This is a genomic window from Variovorax sp. J22P240 (genome assembly GCF_030316855.1).
GTDB lineage: Bacteria > Pseudomonadota > Gammaproteobacteria > Burkholderiales > Burkholderiaceae_C > Variovorax.
On the sequence record NZ_JASZYR010000025.1, the window covers coordinates 13,313 to 32,044 of the forward strand.

19 protein-coding genes are annotated in these 18,732 nt (G+C 66.3%); 7 read left to right on the plus strand and 12 right to left on the minus strand.

Going from position 1 to position 18,732, the window contains the following annotated elements; translation table 11 throughout:
* Nucleotides 1-9 precede the first annotated feature (9 nt).
* The gene (locus tag QTI24_RS29975) at nt 10-684 is read right to left on the minus strand and encodes a DsbA family oxidoreductase (RefSeq protein WP_286605499.1); all 675 of its coding nucleotides are present in this window, start codon (nt 682-684) and stop codon (nt 10-12) included.
* A 50-nt stretch (nt 685-734) separates the two neighbouring features.
* On the minus strand, nt 735-1,688 hold the full coding sequence (locus QTI24_RS29980; protein WP_286605445.1) for a LysR family transcriptional regulator: 954 nt from the start codon (nt 1,686-1,688) through the stop codon (nt 735-737).
* A 149-nt stretch (nt 1,689-1,837) separates the two neighbouring features.
* Between QTI24_RS29980 and QTI24_RS29985 the strand changes: the two genes are divergently transcribed.
* From QTI24_RS29985 to uraH (QTI24_RS30000), 4 genes are read left to right on the plus strand one after another with little or no spacing between them, the layout of a single operon-like run.
* On the plus strand, nt 1,838-3,172 hold the full coding sequence (locus QTI24_RS29985) for an MFS transporter (RefSeq protein WP_286605446.1): 1,335 nt from the start codon (nt 1,838-1,840) through the stop codon (nt 3,170-3,172).
* Nucleotides 3,169-3,711: a 2-oxo-4-hydroxy-4-carboxy-5-ureidoimidazoline decarboxylase gene (gene uraD / locus QTI24_RS29990; RefSeq protein ID WP_286605447.1), complete on the plus strand. Its 543-nt coding sequence runs from the start codon at nt 3,169-3,171 to the stop codon at nt 3,709-3,711. Before QTI24_RS29985 ends, uraD begins: the two co-directional genes overlap by 4 nt.
* Before the next feature lie 34 nt (nt 3,712-3,745).
* Nucleotides 3,746-4,234, plus strand: coding sequence for a hydroxyisourate hydrolase (gene uraH / locus QTI24_RS29995; protein WP_286605448.1), 489 nt, complete (start codon nt 3,746-3,748; stop codon nt 4,232-4,234).
* A 22-nt stretch (nt 4,235-4,256) separates the two neighbouring features.
* Nucleotides 4,257-4,607 carry a hydroxyisourate hydrolase gene (uraH, locus tag QTI24_RS30000; RefSeq protein WP_286605449.1) on the plus strand — a complete coding sequence of 117 codons (351 nt, stop codon included), beginning with the start codon at nt 4,257-4,259 and terminating at the stop codon, nt 4,605-4,607.
* A gap of 19 nt (nt 4,608-4,626) precedes the next feature.
* Here the strand turns inward: uraH (QTI24_RS30000) and QTI24_RS30005 are convergent, their stop codons facing one another.
* Genes QTI24_RS30005 through QTI24_RS30035 form a run of 7 tightly spaced genes read right to left on the minus strand, consistent with a single transcriptional unit; the run spans nt 4,627 to nt 10,921 of the window.
* A complete protein-coding gene (locus QTI24_RS30005) occupies nt 4,627-5,391 on the minus strand; it encodes an alpha/beta fold hydrolase (protein WP_286605450.1) in 765 nt (254 codons plus the stop codon).
* Complete coding sequence (locus QTI24_RS30010; RefSeq protein WP_286605452.1) at nt 5,388-6,596, minus strand: multidrug effflux MFS transporter; 1,209 nt, start codon at nt 6,594-6,596, stop codon at nt 5,388-5,390. The genes QTI24_RS30005 and QTI24_RS30010 overlap by 4 nt, the downstream gene beginning before the upstream one ends.
* Entirely contained in the window at nt 6,593-7,027 is a 435-nt protein-coding gene (locus QTI24_RS30015; RefSeq protein ID WP_286605454.1) for a carboxymuconolactone decarboxylase family protein, read from the minus strand. The genes QTI24_RS30010 and QTI24_RS30015 overlap by 4 nt, the downstream gene beginning before the upstream one ends.
* The gene (pcaB, locus tag QTI24_RS30020) at nt 7,024-8,235 is read right to left on the minus strand and encodes a 3-carboxy-cis,cis-muconate cycloisomerase (RefSeq protein ID WP_286605455.1); all 1,212 of its coding nucleotides are present in this window, start codon (nt 8,233-8,235) and stop codon (nt 7,024-7,026) included. The genes QTI24_RS30015 and pcaB overlap by 4 nt, the downstream gene beginning before the upstream one ends.
* An 8-nt stretch (nt 8,236-8,243) precedes the next feature.
* On the minus strand, nt 8,244-9,077 hold the full coding sequence (locus tag QTI24_RS30025) for a shikimate dehydrogenase family protein (RefSeq protein WP_286605457.1): 834 nt from the start codon (nt 9,075-9,077) through the stop codon (nt 8,244-8,246).
* Nucleotides 9,074-9,961, minus strand: coding sequence for a sugar phosphate isomerase/epimerase family protein (locus QTI24_RS30030; RefSeq protein WP_286605459.1), 888 nt, complete (start codon nt 9,959-9,961; stop codon nt 9,074-9,076). The genes QTI24_RS30025 and QTI24_RS30030 overlap by 4 nt, the downstream gene beginning before the upstream one ends.
* 36 nt (nt 9,962-9,997) lie before the next feature.
* Entirely contained in the window at nt 9,998-10,921 is a 924-nt protein-coding gene (locus QTI24_RS30035; RefSeq protein ID WP_286605461.1) for a shikimate dehydrogenase family protein, read from the minus strand.
* 171 nt (nt 10,922-11,092) lie between these two features.
* Here QTI24_RS30035 and QTI24_RS30040 point away from each other — a divergent pair, with 171 nt between their 5' ends.
* Nucleotides 11,093-11,878 (plus strand): IclR family transcriptional regulator domain-containing protein, encoded by a 786-nt coding sequence (locus QTI24_RS30040; RefSeq protein ID WP_286605462.1) that lies wholly within the window; start codon nt 11,093-11,095, stop codon nt 11,876-11,878.
* Between the two features lies 1 nt (nt 11,879).
* Here the strand turns inward: QTI24_RS30040 and QTI24_RS30045 are convergent, their stop codons facing one another.
* The 3 genes from QTI24_RS30045 to QTI24_RS30055 form a co-directional block, all read right to left on the minus strand.
* Nucleotides 11,880-13,289, minus strand: coding sequence for an MFS transporter (locus QTI24_RS30045; protein WP_286605463.1), 1,410 nt, complete (start codon nt 13,287-13,289; stop codon nt 11,880-11,882).
* A 225-nt stretch (nt 13,290-13,514) separates the two neighbouring features.
* Nucleotides 13,515-14,207: a hypothetical protein gene (locus QTI24_RS30050; protein ID WP_286605465.1), complete on the minus strand. Its 693-nt coding sequence runs from the start codon at nt 14,205-14,207 to the stop codon at nt 13,515-13,517.
* A 28-nt stretch (nt 14,208-14,235) separates the two neighbouring features.
* Nucleotides 14,236-15,642 (minus strand): selenium-binding protein SBP56-related protein, encoded by a 1,407-nt coding sequence (locus QTI24_RS30055; protein WP_286605467.1) that lies wholly within the window; start codon nt 15,640-15,642, stop codon nt 14,236-14,238.
* 293 nt (nt 15,643-15,935) lie between these two features.
* Between QTI24_RS30055 and QTI24_RS30060 the strand changes: the two genes are divergently transcribed.
* Nucleotides 15,936-17,180: an ROK family protein gene (locus tag QTI24_RS30060; protein WP_286605469.1), complete on the plus strand. Its 1,245-nt coding sequence runs from the start codon at nt 15,936-15,938 to the stop codon at nt 17,178-17,180.
* A complete protein-coding gene (locus QTI24_RS30065; protein ID WP_286605471.1) occupies nt 17,173-18,720 on the plus strand; it encodes a sugar ABC transporter ATP-binding protein in 1,548 nt (515 codons plus the stop codon). The genes QTI24_RS30060 and QTI24_RS30065 overlap by 8 nt, the downstream gene beginning before the upstream one ends.
* Nucleotides 18,721-18,732: the final 12 nt, after the last annotated feature.

Below are 18,732 nucleotides of genomic sequence, written 5' to 3' on the forward strand. Positions count from 1 at the left end.
ACTAGCCAGTCAAGCGACAGCGAGATTAGAAGGGGCAGCGCCAGCAATCTGGCGCAAGGCGCGTTCAAAGACCTCTACGGGCTGGCCACCGGAGATCAGATGCTGGTTGTTGATGATGATGGCCGGCACCGAATGAATCCCGGCATCCGTGTAGAGCCGCTCGCGCTCACGAGTCTCGCCTGCGAACTCATCGCTATCGAGGATTGCTCGCGCCCTTTGCGGGTCAAGCCCAGACTCACTCGCGAGGCGCACCAGCACCGCAGGGTCTGACGGATTCTCGCCATCGGTATGGCATGCCTTGAGCAGCGCCTTCTTCAATGCGACCTGCTTCGCCACATCCTCCAGTTCGGCCCAGTGCAGCAGTCGGTGCGCGTCGAAAGTGTTGTAGACACGCGAGCGCCCTTCACGCCTGAACTCGAAGCCGACGGCCGCGCCTCGCGCACGGATCGCTTCACGCGCCTGCGCCTGCTGCTCGCGGCTGGAGCCGTACTTCTGGTTCAGATGCTCGAAGGCGTCCTGGCCTTCGCGGGGCATTTGCGGGTTCAGCTCGAAAGGCTGAAAGCGCAGTTCGGCAGTCACGTCCGGCGCAACGTTCCTGAGAGCGGCTTCGAGCGCACCAAGGCCGACGGCACACCACGGGCAGGACACGTCGGATACGAAATCGATTTGAAGTTGGGTAGGCATGGGACGAATGATGAGGCCGCCCGTCCAACTTTCAACCGTCGCGGCGGCGATCACCCCACAGGCTTTGCGCCTTCGCGATCGACCAGTTCCCGACCGAACTGCGCCACCAGGCCGCGCAGCCAACGGTGCGCCGGCGAATGGTGCACACGGTCGTGCCAGAGTTGATAGAAGCGCATGCGCGGAAAACCGTCCGGCGCCTTCAGCAACGCCAGCGGCAACAGGTGCGCGTGGTACTCGGCGAAATGGCGCGCCGTCGTGAAGATGAGCTGCGTGCTGGCCGCGATCGACGGAGCCAGTCCGAAGTAAGGCACCTGCACGCGCGCATCGCGCCCGAGACGCCGCTCGCCGAGGTAGGTCTCGACCACGCCGCGCTGCGCCATCGCATACGGGACCGGCACGACGTGCCCCGCAGTCAGATAGTCCGCCTCGCTGACCTGCGTCGCGCCCTGCGCCAACGGATGGTCACGCGCCATCAGGCAGACCAACTCGTCTTCCAGCAACAAGGAGATGTGCAGGTGCTCGGGTGGCGAAGGCCAGTTGCCGATGACGAGGTCGAGTTCGTCATCGCCGAGCGCCCGTTCGAAGTCGAAGGTGGGGCCGAGCGCACGAAGCTCGATGCGGCAATGAGGCGCCTCGATGCCCACGTGCTGCGCGAGGCGCGCGATCCACGAAGGCGCGATGTAGTCGGGCGATGCGATGCGGAAGCGCTGCTCCGCGTGGGCCGGCACGAACTCATCGGGCTCGACCAGCAGTGCCTCCAGCTCGCTCAACGCCCGTCGCGCCTGACTCGCAAGTCCCGCTGCACGGGCGGTCGGCACCATGGTCGTGCCGTCGCGCACCAACAGTGCATCTCCGAAGATCTCGCGCAAGCGCTTGAGCGAGCCGCTCACCGCTGGCTGCGTCTGTCGCAGACGTGCAGCGGCACGCGACACGCTGCGCTCTTCCACCACCGTGGCGAGCACGCGCAGCAGATGACCGTCGAGCAGATCAACGCCGCGTTGCATGGTGTTTTCCCGTAGTCGCTGTCTATCGATATGTCCGATGCAGTCTATAGCGATTCGCATGCCGCGGCGGTATCGACAGGTCGGGGTGTCGGCTGGCCCAATCCCCAGACCCCTTCGAGACCCTCATTGACCCGCCAAGGAGTTTGTTCATGGCCACCCTGGAAATCCCGCAACGCGCAGCGCCCACCGCTGCGCCCAGCGCGCTCGACGCGGCATACAGCCGCATCACCTGGCGCATCATTCCTTTCATCTTCGCGCTCTGGGTGCTGGCCTGGATCGACCGCGTCAACGTCGGCTTCGTCAAGCTCACCATGCTCGACGAACTGGGCTGGAGCGAAGCGGTCTACGGCCTCGGCGCCGGCATCTTCTTCCTGGGCTACTTCTTCTTCGAGGTGCCGTCGAACCTGCTGCTTCAGAAGATCGGCGCGCGCAAGACGATCATGCGCATCACCATCGGCTGGGGCATCGTCTGCGTCGCGACCATGTTCGTGAAGACGCCGGCAATGTTCTATTTCCTGCGCTTCCTCATGGGCGTGTTCGAGGCCGGCTTCTATCCCGGGATCATCCTGTACCTGACCTACTGGTACCCGAGCGAGCGGCGCGCCAAGGCGTTCGGCATCTTCATGTCGGCGTCGGCGATCGCGGGTGTTCTCGGCGGCCCGCTGGCCGGCAGCATCATGAACAACCTGCACGGCCTGAACGGCTGGTCGGGCTGGCAGTGGGTGTTCCTCATCGAAGGTGTGCCCTCGGTCATCGCCGGCTTCGTGACCTGGTTCTACCTGACCGACCGCCCCGAGCAGGCCAAGTGGCTCTCGGCCGAACAGCGCCGCCTGGTGCACGAGGACCTGGCGCGCGACGGCAAGGCGCTCGGCCATCGCGAAGAGAGCCTCATCGCATCGCTGAAGGACCGCCGCATGTGGCTGCTGATCCTGATCTTCTTCTGCATCATCGCGGCCAACTCGTCGCTGACCTTCTTCGGCCCGTCGGTGGTCAAGGAAGTGGGCTTCACCAATCCCGCGACCGTCGGCTGGATCATGGCTTTCTCGTACCTCTGCGGCGCGGTCGGCATGATCTACAACGGCCTGCACTCCGATCGCCATCAGGAGAGCCGACTGCACTGCGCTTTCGCGGCGGCGCTCGGCGCAGTCGGCCTGGCACTCACCGCGCTCTTCATGAAGCAGAGCCCAATGCTCGCGCTGGCCGCACAGACCCTTGCCATCGTCGGCACCATGAGTGCGATCCCCGTCTTCTGGCAGCTGCCGGGCCGTTTCCTCGCCGGCGCCGCCGCAGCGGGCGGCGTAGCCCTGATCAACTCGATCGCCAATCTCGCGGGCTTCGGCGCGCCCTCCATGCTGGGCGCCATCAAGGCGTCGACCGGCCTGCTCTCGCCGGGTCTCTTCATCGTGGCTGCCGTCGAAATCTGCGCCGCGATCCTCATCATCGCGTTCGTGCCGCGCTTCGTGAAGAAGGCGGTGGCCCGATGAGCGCCGTACTTGCTTTCGAAACGCCGGCATTGACGCTGGCCGACATCAACCAGCTCGACCGCGTGCGCTTCGTCGCCGCGCTGGGCGGTGTGTTCGAACACTCGCCGTGGGTCGCGACCAGTGCGTGGGCCGAGCGCCCCTTCGCAAGCATCGACCACCTGCACCGCACGATGATGGGCGTGGTGCGCGCAACGTCCCGCGAAGTGCGCATCGATTTCCTGCGCATGCATCCGGAACTGGCGGGCAAGGAGGCCCAGGCCGGCACCATGACCGGCCATTCGACCACGGAGCAGGCCGGCCTCAACGCGCTCAGCCGCGACCAGTTGCAGACGCTGCGCGCGCTCAACGCCGCGTATGCGGCGAAGCACGGCTTTCCCTTCGTGATCGCCGTGCTCGCCAACACCCGGGCGCAGATCTTCGAGGCGCTGCGCACGCGCACTGAACGGGATACCGACACCGAACTCGCAGCCGCGCTGGAGCAGATCGCGATCATCACGCGGCTGCGGCTCGGCCGGCTGCTGGCGTCACCGGTGATGTAGCAGCGCGGAACAAAGAGACAGGAGACAAGACACCATGGCTTCCCCCACCCTCACCCGCCGCGCCTTCCTGCCGGCAGGCCTCGCGCTCGGTAGCCTGGCCGCGGGCACTGCGGCTGCGCAGAACGCGCCAGCCGGCCTGACGACGGCACCGGTCTCGCAGATCAATCTGAGCCCGCGCCTCACGATGCACGCGATCGACACCCACAACGGCAGCCCTGGCGCCGGCATGAAGGTGCAGCTCTCGATGCACGACGGCAACGACTACCGCGTGCTGCGCCGCTTCGAAACCAACCGCGGCGGACGCACGGACGAGCCGCTGCTGGTCGACCAAAGCTACCAGCCCGGCCGCTACGAATTGCTGCTGCAGGTCGAGGACTATTTCGCGGCGCGCGGCACGGCGCTGCCCAAGCCGAACTTCCTCGCGCAGGTGCCGGTGCGCTTCCTGATCGCCAATCCGGCGGAACGCATCCACCTCGCGATCCTCTTCACGCCGTGGGGCTACTCGTACTACCGCGGCTCATAACCAGCATAAGGAGACAAGGACCATGGCCGGCATATCCACCCATGTACTCAACAGCGGCACCGGGCGTCCCGGCGCCGGCATGCGCATCGACTTCTCAGTGCGCGAAGGCGACCGCTGGAAACTGGTGAAGAGCATCACCACCAACGCCGACGGCCGCACCGACCAGCCGGTGCTGGCGCCCGACGCGGCCCGCACCGGGCAATACGAACTGCTCTTCCACGTCGGTGACTACTTCCGGCGCCAGCCGGGAGGGAACGACACGCCCTTCCTCGACACGGTGCCGGTGCGCTTCGCGATCTTCGACACGCAACAGCACTACCACGTGCCGATGCTGTGCACGCCGTGGAGTTGCTCGACCTACCGCGGCAGTTGAGCGCCGCGGCTGCAGCGCATCACAGGCTGCGCCAGAAATCCACGAGCAACTGAGTGAACTCCACCGGCCGCTCGACCGCGCTCAGATGCGCGGCCTCGATCGTGGCGAGACGCGACCCCGGGATCGCCGCCACCATCGCCTCGGACATCGAGGGCGGCGTGGCCTCGTCGCGCGTGCCGGCGATCACCAGCGTCGGCACCGAGATGCGACGGTTGCTCTCGCGAAAGTCGATGGCCGCGACGGCATTGCAGCTCGCGATGTAGCCGGCCGCATCGGTACCCACCAGGGCGTCGTGCAGCGTCACCGCGGCTGCGGCGCCTTCCGGCGTCGAGACGTATTCCGGCGTGAGCCAGCGTGCCACGGCACCTGGGGCGATGGCAGCCACGCCTTGCGCCTGCACCGTCTCCACGCGCGTGCGCCAGGGCGCAGCATCGGGATAGTGCGCCGACGAGTTCGCGATGACGACGCTCCTGAGCAGCTTCGGATGCTTCGGCGCAAGCGCCTGCGCGGTCATGCCGCCCATCGACAAGCCGACGAAATGCACCGGCTCGCCTTGCGCCTCGCGCTCGATCACCTCGGCCGCATCGTCGGCCAGCGTCTGCAGCGTGAGCGGTCCGGCGATGACTTCGGAAGCACCGTGATTGCGGTGGTCGTAGCGCACAACCGTATGGGCGCGCGCCAGCAAGGCTGCGACGCCGTCCCACATGTGGAGGTCGCAGCCCAGCGCGTGGCTCAGCACGACGATCGGGCCATTGCCCTCGCGCACAACGTTCAAACGGGTCATGGAGTTTCCTTTCGTGAATGGGAGAGTTGCAGACGTGGCAGCCACAAGTAGGCGATCAGCACCAGGGTGACGCCGGCCAGCGCCATCGGCACCACCATCGGCCAGGCGCCGTTGCTGAACTGGGGATTGACGAAACTCGCGGCGATCTGCCCGACGACGAACGCGACCGCCATCATCGCAAAACCTGACCACGATACGGCGCGCCCCGCCAGGTGCGGCAGTTCGCCGACGGCGCCGGCCTGCCCACAAGGCTGGTGAATGCCGTGGCCAACGCAGTAGATCGCGTGGCCCAGCAGCAGCGGCCAAGCCGACATCGGCAACATCCAGCATCCCAGCGCCTGCACCAGCGGGCCGGCAAGACTCAGCAGCGAGCCCATCTGCACCGTGCGCACGGCGCCATGGCGCGTCAGCAGACGCCGACACATCGTGGTGCTGAAGATGTAGACCAGCGATCCGCCCGCCGGAATCCAGCCGTACCAGCCTGGCGAAAGCCCGAGAAAGCTGATGTAGACCATCGGCGAAAACAGCAGGAAGCAAAACAGGCCGCCGTAGGTCACAGCGGAGACGGAGGCCCAGGCGCGAAAGCTCTGGCTCGCGAAAACCTCGCGAACGCTGCCCTTCGGCGCGGACGGATCGGACGACCTGACCCGGGTCTCGGCAAAGCCGCGCAAGCACAACGCCCACAACACGAGCGCATACACCGCCATGCCACCGAGGACCCAGCGCCAGCCCGTCGCCTGCACCGCGTACGCGCCCAGCACTGGCGCGATGAGTGCCACCACGCCGAGCCCCGTCAGGCCGCGCGCCATGACATGAGGCCCTTCGTGCGCCGGGTAGAGATCACGCACCGCCGCGCGCGCACAAACCAGAATCGCCGCCATCGAAAAGCCTTGCAACGCACGGCAAGCCACGAGCATGGGAATGCCCGGCGCCACCGCGCAGCCGAGCGCTGCCAGCGCATAGATGGCGAGACCGGTCAGTAGCACGGGGCGCCGACCGAAGCGGTCCGACAGCGGACCGCAAGGCAACTGCCCGAAGCCGAAGGCGAGAACGAAAACAGTGAGGCTGGCGCTGGCGGAACCGAGATCCTGCGCAATGGCCGGCAGCGCCGGGAGATAGCTGTCGGTCGCCACCGGCTGGGCGGCGAGCAGCAGCGGCAAGAGCAACGCGAAGGAGATGCCGCTGCGCGCGGCAGCCCCGGTCACTTCGGTGCGTCCGCGAGCAGGCCCTTTTCACGCAGGATGCCCGTCGCGATGCCGAAGGCATGATTGGCAACGGGCACGCCGCAATAGATCGCGGCCATCATGATCACTTCCTTGATGTCGTCGGGCGTAAGCCGCGATTCGGGTGGACCGTCGAGCGCCGCGCGCACATGCATCGCGAACTCTTCATAGGCGTGAATGCCGAGCATCATCGACAGCACCATGTAGCGGCGCGTCTTGTCGCCCAGCGCGGCGCGGCCCCAGATGTCGTTCCACGCGTGGCGCGTGATGAGTTCCTGGAACTCGCTGTTGAAGGCGTTGCGGTTGGCGAGCGACTTGTCGACCCAGGCGTCGCCGAGCACGCGGCGGCGGTTGACGAGGCCGCCTTCGTACGAATCCAGGGAGGCGTTGGCCGGTGTTTCGGGGGAAGTCATCGTGCGGTGTCCGGTGTGTTGAGTTGAGCCTGAAGCGCCAAGGCCTGCGCCAGCGCGATCGCGCCGGCCGGCTCGGCCAATGCCGCATCGAACCATTCGTCCGCGGCGTCGCGCGGCAATTCGGCGCGCAGGCGTTCGATATTGGAACGCATCCGCTCGACGTCCACTTGCAGCCCGGGCAATGCCCCCGCGAGCGCGCGCACGCTGCCATGCGCGGACATCAACAGTTGCGGCCACTCGGCCAGTTCGGCCTGCCAGGCGCCGAGAGCGCGTTCGTGCTCCTGCGGCATCGCGCTCAAGAGCGCTGCCACGCGCTGGGGCGCCCGTTGCGCGGCGGCGAGCGCGACCATCGAAGCCACCGGGTTGCGCTTGTGTGGCATCGCCGACGATCCGCCGCGCCCCGGCTCGCTGGGCTCGGCGAGTTCGCCGACCTCGTACTGGCCCATCAACGCGATGTCCTTCGCGATCTTTCCGAGGCTGCCGACCATGAGCCCCAGTTCGCAGCCGAGCGCGATCCATTCGTCACGCTGCGTGTGCCAGGTCGCGCCGGGATCGCCCAGGCCCAGCGCCTGGGCCATGTGGCGGCGAACTTCAGGCCCCTGCCCTTTCATTTGCGAGAGCGTGCCGACGGCACCGCCCAGCTGCACATTCAGCGCCCGCCCGGCCGCTTCGGCAAGGCGAGCCTTGCTGCGCACCAGCGGCGCCGCCCAGCCGACACACTTGAACCCGAAGCTGGTCACCGACGCAGGCTGCATCAGCGTGCGCGCCAGGATGGGTGCGGTGGCATAGCGCTGCGCGTGCTGCAGCAGCGCCTGCGCCGCCTTGGAGAGATCTTCCTCGACCAGCGCGACCGCCTCGCGCGTGACGAGGGCCATCGCCGTGTCGATCACGTCCTGGCTGGTGCTGCCGAAATGCACGAAGCGCACCGCCTCGGCATTGAAGAGGCCCACGGCTTCCTTCAGGCTCTTGACCAGCGGGATCGCGACACTGCCCGCGCGGCCGCTGTCGCGCACGATCTTGGCAACGTCGAACAGCTCGACCTTGCAGCTGCCGACGATCGAATGCGCGGCCGATTCGGGAATCAGCCCGACCTGCGCCTGCGCGCGCGCGAGCGCGGCCTCGAAGCGCAGCATGGCGTCGACGAAATTGCGGTCGCTGAATGCGGCCAGGGTTTCGGACGTCGAGAGAAAACCTTCAAAGATGCTCATGGAAGTGCTCAGTAGGCCAGCGTTGCCACGGCCCGCAGGTCTTCCGGCGTGGCGGTGCCATAGCCGAAGAATTCAAGATAGGCCGGGATCATCTCGAACAGCATGTCGGTGCCGACCTGGACGATGCAGCCTTTGTCGCGAGCGGCGCGCAGCAGCGGCGTGTATTCGCTCTTCATCACAACCTCGCCGACGAAGGTGGTCGGCGCAATGCGGCTGACATCGAAGGGCAGCGGATCGCCCTCCTTCATGCCCAGCGGCGTCGCATTGACGATCACGTCGTAGCCGGCCGGATCGCTGGAACCGGTGGTGACCTTCAACTTGGGGTAGTGCGTGCGCAGCCGACCTGCGAGCGCTTCCGACGACGCAGCGTTGAAATCGTAAAGCCCCATCTCGGCGACGCCTGCCGCAGCCAGCGACGCAGCGATGGCCGAGCCCACACCGCCGCTGCCCGACACCAGCACACGCGCACCATCGAGCGCACGGCCCTTGCGCAGCACGCCGCGCACGAAGCCCGCGCCATCGAACTGGTCGCCCAGCAAAGTGCCATCGGGCCGCTTCAGGATCGCATTGCACGCACCGGCGATCTTCGCGGTGGGCGTGACCTCGTCGACCAGCGACATGGTCGTGATCTTGTGCGGCATGGTCACCAGCGCCCCGCGGATGTTGGTGAGGCGGAACACCGAGGCCAGCACCTCGGGGTAGTCCTCGGCCTTGACGCCCATCGGCATGACGACCGCGTCGATGCCCTGCTTGTCGAACCAGGGGTTGTAGATCATGGGAGCCTTGAAGCTCTCCGTGGGGTACCCGAGGTGGGCGATGAGGGTGGTCTTGCCGGAGATCATGATGTTCCTTGGTTGGCATACGCCGGCACACCGCCGGCAACATGCGATTCGCTGATCCAGCGCGCGCTCTTCATCGCACGCTGGCCGATGACCACGGGGTCGGAATTCACGTAGTCGTCATTGAACACCTCGAAGGTGTAGTGGCCACGATAGCCCTTGTCCTCGAGCAACTGCACCATGTCGCGCACGTCGTGCAGGCCTTCGCCCGGGAACAGGCGCTGGTGTCGGGCGAGCTCGATCATGTCGGCTTGGCGGTCGCTGTACTCGAAGAAGTAATCGGCCAGTTGCACGAGGAATATCTTCTCCACCGGTACTTCGGCCAGTTGCTCGAGCGTTTCGGCGGTGTCGTCTCCATGCACCGACATGTGGAAGAAGTCGAGGTTGAGGCCGACGTTCTCCCGATCGCAGCGGCGCACGATGTCCCACGCCTGGTGCCAGCGCTTGGTGTGGCGGCCCCAGGAGAGCGCCTCGTAGCAGATGCGGATGCCGAGCGGCGTGGCCAGAGTGGCCAGGGTGCGCAGGTCTTCCGCTGCGCGATCGGGGTCATCGATCGCGAGCGGCGAGGTGGTCGAGCAGCACAGCAGCATGTCGGTGTCGACCAGCGACATCTGCCGCAACTGCTCACGCGCCATTTCGAGCCGGTGCGGGCGCATGGCGTCGGGCGCGCACTCGAAGTCGCGCAGCGGCTGGAAGTCGGTGACCTTCAGGCCGCTGTCCTTCACCAACTGCGCAGCCTTCTCGACGCCGGCCGGATGATTGATCAGGTCCCGCGCCCACAACTCGACACCAGCGAAGCCGGCCGCCTTCATGCACTCGAGCTTGTGGCCGAGTTCTCCCCCCATGGTGACGGTGTTGAAGCCGAAGCGATCGAGGGCAATGGCCATGAGGTGTTCTCTAACTTGAAGGCGCGCAGGGGAGCGTCAGGCCACGCTGGCGGAGTGATAACGCAGCGGGTGTTGGATTTCATCGGCCATCGCCGGCGGGTAGATGAGTTCGCGCAGGAAGTTCGCGTCATGGCGCACGCCATTCGCCGCATCCTTGTGGCCGAAGAAATCGAGGTAGTGCGGCATCTGCTGGATCAGCATCTCGAAGCCGGCCTGCGCATTCAGGCCACGCGCCCGCGCGGCGCGCACCAGCGGCGTGGGCTGGTTTCGCAGCAGGATGTCGAACAGCGCGGCATGCGGCTCCATGCGGGACACGTCGACGGGCAGCGCGTCGTCCGGCGACAAGCCCAGCGACGTCGCGTTGACGACCAGGTCGTAGCCTGCGGGATCGTTGCTCTCCACGGCCACCGTGGTCGCATCGAAGAAGGAATCGAGCTTGGCCGCGACACCCGCCGCCTTGCCGGCCGCCGTGTCGTAGAACGCGATGTGCTCGGCACCATTGACCGTGCCGCCTTCGGCCAGCGCCACGCCGATGGCCGCCGCGCTGACACCGGCACCGAGGATAAGCACGCGCTTGCCACGAAACGGAATGTTGTAGCGGTCCAGCGCGCCGATCAGGCCCTCGCCGTCGAACAGGTCGCCCTCGAGTTCGCCGTTGTCGATGCGGCGCACCACGTTGACCGAGCCGGCCACGCGGCCGAAGAGGCCGCAGCCGTCGAGAAGGTCGACCAGCAGCGGCTTGTGCGGCGGCGCGATCGCCATGCCGCGCACGTTCTTCCCGAGAAAGGCCGCCTTGACGAACACCGCCAGATCACGGCGCGGCACCTGCACAGGCGCCATCACGGCGTCGATGCCGAAGCGCTCGAAGACGGCATTGAACATGCGCGGCAGGCGCACGTTTTTCACCGGGTCACCAGGGAGCAGATAGAGAGCGGTGCTGCCGACGATGGAAGGAAACATGGGATGGTGCCTCGCTTGAAGTTCTGTTCGACTATCGCGCGATTCCGGAAGAAACGTCGCTAATGTAGTAGCCGGGGAGTCTAGCCAACACCCCAATAGGCATCAGAAATGCGATCATCGCTCCTATTTGTTCGACAATCGAACGATTTCAGGGTTTCTCCCGAAGCACGCATGACCACAGACCTGTCCCCTGCCCCGTTGGGCCTCGACAAGCGCGACTGGATCGCCGGACTGGAGCGCGGCGTATCGATCATCGAAGCCTTCGATGACGAACATCCCCGCATGACCGCCAGCGAGGCGGGCCAGCGCACGGGCATGACACGCACCGCCGCGCGCCGCTATCTGCTCACCTTGCAGCACATGGGCTATGTGGCGAGCGACGGCAAGCTCTTCTGGCTCACGCCGCGCGTGCTGCGCCTGGGGCAGTCGTATCTGGAATCGGCCCGGCTGCCGCGCATCGTGCAGCCCTTCCTGCAGCGTGTCGCGGCCGGCACGCACGAGATCGCCTATCTCAGCGTGATGGATGGCGACGAAGTGGTCTACATCGCGCGCAACGGCCCGAACCGCAGCATGAGCACCGGCTATGTGCTGGGCGCGCGCGTGCCGGCGCAGGTAACGGCTGCCGGCATGCTGATGCTCGCGATGCGCAGCGACGAGGAGCGCAGCGCGTGGCTCGCGGCGCGGGAACTGGCCGTCTTCACGCCACACACCATTTCGAGCAAGGAGCGCATGAAGCTGGAACTCGCGCGCATCCAGGCCCAGGGCTGGGCGCTGTCCGAGCAGCAACTCGACTTGAACTCTCGCGGCATCGCGGTGCCGCTGCGAGACCGTCGCGGCGACCTGGTGGGTGCGCTCAATGTGACCATGCCGATGGGTCATGAAAGCAGCGAAGACGCGGTTGCCCGCGTCTTGCCAGTTTTGCGCGAAACCGCGCAGGCCATGAGGAGCTTGATCTAGCTTACGCAACCGCCTTGCTCAGCCTCGCCTCGGCCAGGGTCTTCTCGCGCAGGCGCTCGTAGTCCTGCTTGGGCACCGGTACCGCGTTCGGGTTGCCCAGGTCCTTCATGTGGACGCGATAGGTTTCGCGTGCACTCAGGACGGCCAGCGCCGAGATGATCGTGATGCCGAAGGTGAGCGCGCCGATCGTCAGCGGAATGTTGGTCGCGCCGGGAGGCGCCACGGCGACGAAGAGAGCGGGCAACAGGGCTGTGGCGGCAGTGCCGAGGTTCTGCGAGATGGCCATGGCCGAAACCCGCGTGCGCGTGGGGAACAACTCCGGATAAAAGCTCGGGAACACGGCGTTGTAGCCCTGGTACACGATGCCCCACATGAGCAGCGACATGACGATCGCCATCGGCACGTTGTGGATGCTGATCGCATAGAGATAGCCGAAAGACAACAGCCCCGCACCCAGCGCACCGATGATGATGGGCGGCTTGCGTCCGACCTTGTCGGAGAGGTTGCCGATGTAGGGGATGACGAGGACCGCGAGGATGTTGCCGAGCACCGGAATCCAGAGATAGATGTCCTTCTCGAAGCCGATCCCATAGGCGGGCTGGACCGCGTAGGCAGCGCCGAAGACGGTCGCGACCACCGGGATGACGTTCATCAACGACGCGCAGATGACGCGGAGCATGTCGCGCCAGTTGTTCGTCAGCGCCTCGACGACCGGCGCCTTCTGCACCTCGCCCTGGCGGACTTCCTCTGCGAAGGCAGGGGTTTCATCTACTTCGCGGCGAATGATGTAGCCCGCGATGATCACCACGAAGCTCAGCAGGAACGGAATGCGCCAACCCCACGAGAGGAACGCATCCTGGGGCATGTAGTGCGCGAGTGGCAGGAACACCGCGGCGGCCAGGATCTGGCCGGCCTGCACGCCCTGCAGGCTGAAGCTGGCGAAGAAGCCGCGGCGGCCGAAGGGCGCATGCTCGAGGATCATCGAACTCGCGCCGGAGATTTCGCCGGCGACGGCAAAGCCCTGGACCAGGCGCAATGCGACGAGGAGCGCCGGGGCGAGCAGGCCCACCTGGCTGTAGGTCGGCAGCAGGCCGACGGCGATGGTCGAGAACCCCATCAGGAACATGCACACGATCAGCACGTGCTTGCGGCCGCGGGTGTCCCCCCAGTGGCCCAGGACGAAGGCGCCGATGGGCCGTGCGATGTAGCCCACGCCGTAGGTCGCCAGCGACGCGATGATGGCGATCTTCGGATTGCCCGACGGGAAGAAGATCTGCGGAAAAATCAGCGACGCCGCGGTGGCGTAAATGAAGAAGTCGTAGTACTCCAGCGCGGAACCGATCCAGCCGCTGGCGGCTGCCTTCCTGGACTGGTGTCGGCCTTGCGGCTCATGATCCGTGGCGATGCTCATTTGTCTCTCCGATAGGGGGTGAATTCGATGGGTCTGTAAACAATCGGGACGGGATTTCAGTCGATGAATGAACTGAAGGTCGCGACTGTGAAGCGGCGGGCGCTTATTCACAACGCTGCGGAGACGTCCGTCGATCGATCATCGAACGCGGTTGTTCACTGTTCGCGCAGAGTCAGGGTTTGTACCAGGAATTCGGCGCCCCTCGGCGCCTGAGCCCGAGTCCGATCAAGCCCAGACGGCAGCCACAACCGCAGCGGCACCCGAGGCGATCAGCGCCAGCGCCCAGACCGCATCGAAATCGAGCCATGCAGTCCGCAGCGCGCGCAAGCCGAGATAGCGGTAGACCACCCAGGCGATTCCCAGGCCCGAGGCGATCATCGCGATGCTGTGGACGAGCGAAACCGTGATCGCGATCCCCACGCTCGAACGCATCAACGACATCATGGATTCATGGTCGAAGTTGCTGAAGGCCATTGCGGCCTCCACCTTGCCCGCAGGAAGCGGCTCGCACAGCCCGAGGAGGATCGGCAGCAGCATCAGCGCGGCGCCGTGCGCCGTCGCCATGAGGAAGGACCACAGCGCCAGTTGCGTGGGCCGGATGCGTCCGGACCATCGATGACGATGCGGCAGCACCAGTCGCGAGACGCCGAACAGCATGACCCCTGCGCCGACGCCGATGCGGATCTCCTGCCCCCATTGCAGCATCCACGCGAGCATCGCGAAAGGCACGAGCACGAGCGCCGTTGCGAGCAGATGTCCGACGCCCAGCGGCACCCAGGTGGCGAACACCGCGGTATTGCGCTTTTCGCCCAGGCCATTGGCCACAGCGAGCGGCCAGCCCATGGCGGGGTTCAGGCCGTGGTAGATCCCTATCGCCACCACGCCGGCCCAGAGGGACGCCGTTGCCGCAACGCTCACGATGGACCCGGCATCGGCTCGATCCGCCTCAGGCCGACGGATAGCAGAACGAATCGGTCGAGCAGTCGCCGCCCTGCAGGCGGATCTGGTGCGCGCCGTAGTCCGCGCCGAAATCGACGACGAACTTCTTGTCCAGCTCGATGCCGCCGTCCTTGCCGACGTTGCACATGACCTGCCGACCCGGTATGCCGTCGGGGTAGAACTGCGTGTCCCACTTGCTGTAGAGCGAATTGGTGAAGTACACGCGCTTGCCATCGCGGCTGATCTCGGTCATCTGCGGCCCGCCGCCGAAGGCCGAGCCGTTCGGATGCGGGGTGTGCTTCGCGATGCCACCGATGCGCACGCTGCCGGCCAGGCGCGGATTCATCGGATCGGTCACCTCGTACTGGCGCAACTCGCCCGTGCCCCAGCACGCGACGTAGAGGAATCGATCGTCCAGCGAGAGGTCGATATCGCTGATCAGCGGCGGCACGGCGCCGAATCCCTTGAGCAGTTCCGGCAACAGCGACGCATCGGCGGGCTCCGGCGGAATGACCGCCGTCTTCTTCGCATGGAACTCGCCGCCTTCGCGCCACCATGTCCAGATCGAGCCTTCGAGGTTGGTGGTGTCGACCACCACGCCGACGAAGCCGTACTCGCGTGTCGGATCGTGCGCAGGCCGGATTTCCAGCGCCATCTGGTGGTTGGCGCCCAGGTCGATGGTCTGCGCATGCCGACGCGCCCGCAGGTCCCAGAAATGAAGCTGATGGCCGTAGCGATTGCCCAGCAGGTCCTCGGCGACGATGCCGTTCTCGAACTGCGGCGGCAGGCCCCATTCACTCGACACCATGTAGTCGCGCGGCAGGTTCCACCAGAAGTCGTAGTGCAGTTTCTGCGGGCCGCGGTCGATCTCCCATTTGCCGAGGATCTCGAAGCTTTCGCAGTCCATCAGGAACACGCCGGGCGGCCCCTCCGTCCCATCCGCGCCGGCACCGCCGAGCGTGCTGATGTAGAGACCTTCTGGTCCGCAATGCACCGTGTGCGGACGCGAGTAGCCCGTCTTGCGAACAACCTCCTCGGGCTCGATCACCCGCACGATCGTGGGGCGCGCCGGATCGGGCTGCGTGTCGACGACGTAGACCCGCGATGAGCGTATGCCCGGGATGATCAGATAACGACGCTTCAGGAAGGCATGGCCCGACATGGGCGACAGCGCCGAACTGCAGGCGTTCCAGCCGAAGTGATGGAACTCGTCGCCGCGGTTCGGCATGTCGAGTCGGTACAGCACGGTGCCGTAAGTCTTGGAGGATGGGTCGACGTCGACGACCGCCAAGGCATCGGGACGGGAGGCGTCCGGCGAGAGAAGCGCGGTGTAGGCGATGCGCTCGGGCTCGGCTTCCATCGCGAGGCGCGGCGAGGGATGGAAGGTGGGGTCGGTTCTCAGAGATTCGAGCATGACAGGCTCCTCCAGAGGTTTTCGACGTGACCGGTCTGGCGACAGAGTGGTCGCGCGACAGTATGCGCGCCGCGAGCTAACGCTGGTAGCCCTTCCGTGCATCACAAAGTGAACACCGATACCGTGATGACGCCAAGGCGCCGCTCGGACACCGTGGCAGCCCCGAATACATACTTTCTTGCATTTTCTCGGGTTAACCCCCAAGGCCATGAAACCGCTGGCTCCTACTATTTATTCAACTTGAATTAATTAATGACGCACGGCTCAGCAGCCGCGGCGGCAGGAGACAGCCAGTGAAATCAGTCGGTCCCGGTCGAGGCACGAATTCGGTCAACCTCCGCCTCTACAACGAGCGCACGCTGCTACAGCGTCTGCGCCGTGCCGGCGAGGCGTCGAAGGCGGACCTGGCCCGCTGGGCACAACTGACGAACACGGCAGTCGGCAGCATCGTGCAATCGCTGGAAGAGTCGCGGCTGATCGAGCCGGCCGGCCGGCGGCAGGAAGGCCAACGCGGCCAACCCGCGGGGCTCTACCGCATCAACCCCGAAGGCGCCTACGGCATCGGCGTGCGGCTGGACCGCACGAGCATCGAAACGGTGCTGATCGATCTCGGCGGCAAGATCCTGGCGCGCGAGGCGCACGACCTGCTGCTCCCCCACCCCGATCAGGCGCTCGCGCTAGTTCGCAAGGACGTCGGCCGGATGCTGACCGTGCTCGACACCGCACAGCGCCGCCGCTTCATGGGTGTCGGCCTTGCCCAGCCCTACAACCTCGGCAGCTGGCTGCGCGAGCTCGACCTGAAAGCGGACTTCCGCATGTGGGACGAAGTGGACTTCGGCACCCTGCTCGCGCAGGCCGTCGAGCAGCCTGTCTTTAAGGAAAACGACGGCAACGCGGCAGCGATCGCCGAGATGTTCTTCGGCGTCGGGCGCGAGGAAAACGACTTCCTCTACGTTTTCATCGGTGCGGCCCTGGGTGCAGGCGCGGTGATCGGCGGCGAGAGCCTGCGCGGCAGCAGCGGCAACGCAGCCGACCTCGGGCTGATGCCGGTGCCGCCCAGTCGCCTGGCTTCGGCGCCGGCGTCGGACCGGCGCTGGGACATCCTGCTCTCGCGCGCATCACTCAATTCGCTGGCGCGCCATCTGCGGCATAGCGGCGTCACGGTGCACGGCCATGCGGACCTGGAAGCCTGCGTGCAGTCGGACAGCGCCGAAGTGCGCGAATGGCTCGACGACTGCGTGGATGCGCTGGTGCCCTCGATCCGCGCATCGCTCGCCGTGCTCGACCTGCCGGCGGTGGTGATCGACTGCGACATCGACAGCGGCATCGTCAGCGAACTGATGAAGCGCGTCGATGCCGGCTTGCGGCTGATCGCGCCCGAGGCGCGCCAGACGCCTCGCATCCTGCGCGGCACCTTCCGCGCGGACGCCGGTGCCATCGGCGCCGCGAGCCTGCCCATGTTCTTCAACTTCTCACCGCGCGCCGACGTGCTGCGCGGCCGTCCGCACCCCGCCAACCAGGAGACCGCCAATGCCTGACTCCCCCACTGCGCTGCTCGAACTGCGCAAGATCTCGAAAACCTTCCCGGGCGTCAAGGCGCTGCAGGATGTTCGCCTCAGCGCTCGCGCCGGCCACGTGCACGCGCTGATGGGCGAAAACGGCGCCGGCAAGTCGACGCTGATGAAGGTGCTGTCGGGCGCCTACATGCCCGACCCCGGAGCGGAGATCCTGATCGACGGCAAGCCGGTCCACATCGACGGCCCGCTCGCGGCCAAGAACCTCGGCGTGTCGGTGATCTACCAGGAACTCAGCCTCGCACCCAACCTGACGGTCGCCGAGAACATCTACATGGGCCGCCCCTTGCGCCGCGGCGGCCTGGTGGATCGCGCCGGCATGGCCAGCGCCTGCGAGGCCACCCTGCAGCGCCTCGGCGCGGATTTCGTCGCGGCAACGCGTGTGGCGACGCTATCGATCGCGCAACGCCAACTGGTGGAAATCGCCCGCGCAGTGCATTTCGACTGTCGCATCCTGGTGATGGACGAACCCACCACGCCTCTCTCGACCCACGAGACCGATCGTCTCTTCGCGCTGATTCGCCGCCTGCGCGACGAAGGCCTCGCGATCCTCTACATCAGCCACCGCATGGACGAGATCGACGAGCTGGCGGACGAGGTCACGGTGCTGCGCGACGGCACCTACGTCGGCACGCTGGATCGCGCCGAACTTTCGCGAGACAAGCTGGTGAAGATGATGGTGGGCCGCGACCTGTCGGGCTTCTACCGCAAGGAACACCACGGCCAGCACACCGGCGCCAAGGCGCTCACGGTGCGCGGACTCAGCGATGGCCGGCGAGTGCACGGCTGCAGCTTCGAGCTGCACTCGGGCGAGGTTCTGGGCCTGGCAGGGCTGGTGGGCGCAGGCCGCACCGAACTGGCGCGCCTGATTTTCGGCGCCGATCCGCGCACCGGCGGCGAGGTTTCGCTGAACGGCGCCGGCGCGGTGCTCAACATCCACAAGCCGATCGATGCGATCCGCTCCGGCATCCTCTATCTCACCGAGGACCGCAAGGGGCAAGGCCTGTTCCTGGATCTCTCGGTGCGCGACAACATCAACGTGATGGTGTGCCCGCGCGACGCGAATGCGGGCGGCGTCATGGACGGCAAGCGCGCGGCGCAACGAGCGCGCGACGCGATCTCGCAGCTGTCCATCCGTGTGGCGTCGGCCCGGGTCAACGTCGGCTCCCTCTCGGGCGGCAACCAGCAGAAGGTGCTGCTCGCGCGCCTGCTCGAACTCGCGCCGCGCGTGCTCATCCTGGACGAGCCGACCCGGGGCGTCGACATCGGCGCCAAGAGCGAGATCTACCGGCTCATCGACGAGTTGGCACGGCGCGGCGTCGCGGTGCTGGTGATCTCGAGCGAGTTGGCCGAGGTGGTCGGCATTTGCGACCGCGTGATCGTGATGCGTGAAGGCCACCTCGTCGGCGAGGTCGGCGGCGGCAGCGGACAGCCCATCACCCAGGAAAACATCGTCGCGCTCGCCACCGGCGCGGTTCCCACCCACACACCGACGCTTCACTGAGACGGCCCACTG

What these genes read in the sequence shown, in the direction of transcription:
- QTI24_RS30045 (WP_286605463.1), bottom strand. Translation starts at nt 13,289, where the DNA reads ATGAGCATCGCCACGGATCATGAGCCGCAAGGCCGACACCAGTCCAGG.
- QTI24_RS30030 (WP_286605459.1), bottom strand. Translation starts at nt 9,961, where the DNA reads ATGGCCATTGCCCTCGATCGCTTCGGCTTCAACACCGTCACCATGGGG.
- QTI24_RS29975 (WP_286605499.1), bottom strand. Translation starts at nt 684, where the DNA reads ATGCCTACCCAACTTCAAATCGATTTCGTATCCGACGTGTCCTGCCCG.
- QTI24_RS30025 (WP_286605457.1), bottom strand. Translation starts at nt 9,077, where the DNA reads ATGATCTCCGGCAAGACCACCCTCATCGCCCACCTCGGGTACCCCACG.
- QTI24_RS29980 (WP_286605445.1), bottom strand. Translation starts at nt 1,688, where the DNA reads ATGCAACGCGGCGTTGATCTGCTCGACGGTCATCTGCTGCGCGTGCTC.
- QTI24_RS30065 (WP_286605471.1), top strand. Translation starts at nt 17,173, where the DNA reads ATGCCTGACTCCCCCACTGCGCTGCTCGAACTGCGCAAGATCTCGAAA.
- pcaB (WP_286605455.1), bottom strand. Translation starts at nt 8,235, where the DNA reads ATGAGCATCTTTGAAGGTTTTCTCTCGACGTCCGAAACCCTGGCCGCA.
- QTI24_RS30055 (WP_286605467.1), bottom strand. Translation starts at nt 15,642, where the DNA reads ATGCTCGAATCTCTGAGAACCGACCCCACCTTCCATCCCTCGCCGCGC.
- QTI24_RS30040 (WP_286605462.1), top strand. Translation starts at nt 11,093, where the DNA reads ATGACCACAGACCTGTCCCCTGCCCCGTTGGGCCTCGACAAGCGCGAC.
- QTI24_RS30005 (WP_286605450.1), bottom strand. Translation starts at nt 5,391, where the DNA reads ATGACCCGTTTGAACGTTGTGCGCGAGGGCAATGGCCCGATCGTCGTG.
- QTI24_RS30035 (WP_286605461.1), bottom strand. Translation starts at nt 10,921, where the DNA reads ATGTTTCCTTCCATCGTCGGCAGCACCGCTCTCTATCTGCTCCCTGGT.
- QTI24_RS30015 (WP_286605454.1), bottom strand. Translation starts at nt 7,027, where the DNA reads ATGACTTCCCCCGAAACACCGGCCAACGCCTCCCTGGATTCGTACGAA.
- uraD (WP_286605447.1), top strand. Translation starts at nt 3,169, where the DNA reads ATGAGCGCCGTACTTGCTTTCGAAACGCCGGCATTGACGCTGGCCGAC.
- uraH (WP_286605449.1), top strand. Translation starts at nt 4,257, where the DNA reads ATGGCCGGCATATCCACCCATGTACTCAACAGCGGCACCGGGCGTCCC.
- uraH (WP_286605448.1), top strand. Translation starts at nt 3,746, where the DNA reads ATGGCTTCCCCCACCCTCACCCGCCGCGCCTTCCTGCCGGCAGGCCTC.
- QTI24_RS29985 (WP_286605446.1), top strand. Translation starts at nt 1,838, where the DNA reads ATGGCCACCCTGGAAATCCCGCAACGCGCAGCGCCCACCGCTGCGCCC.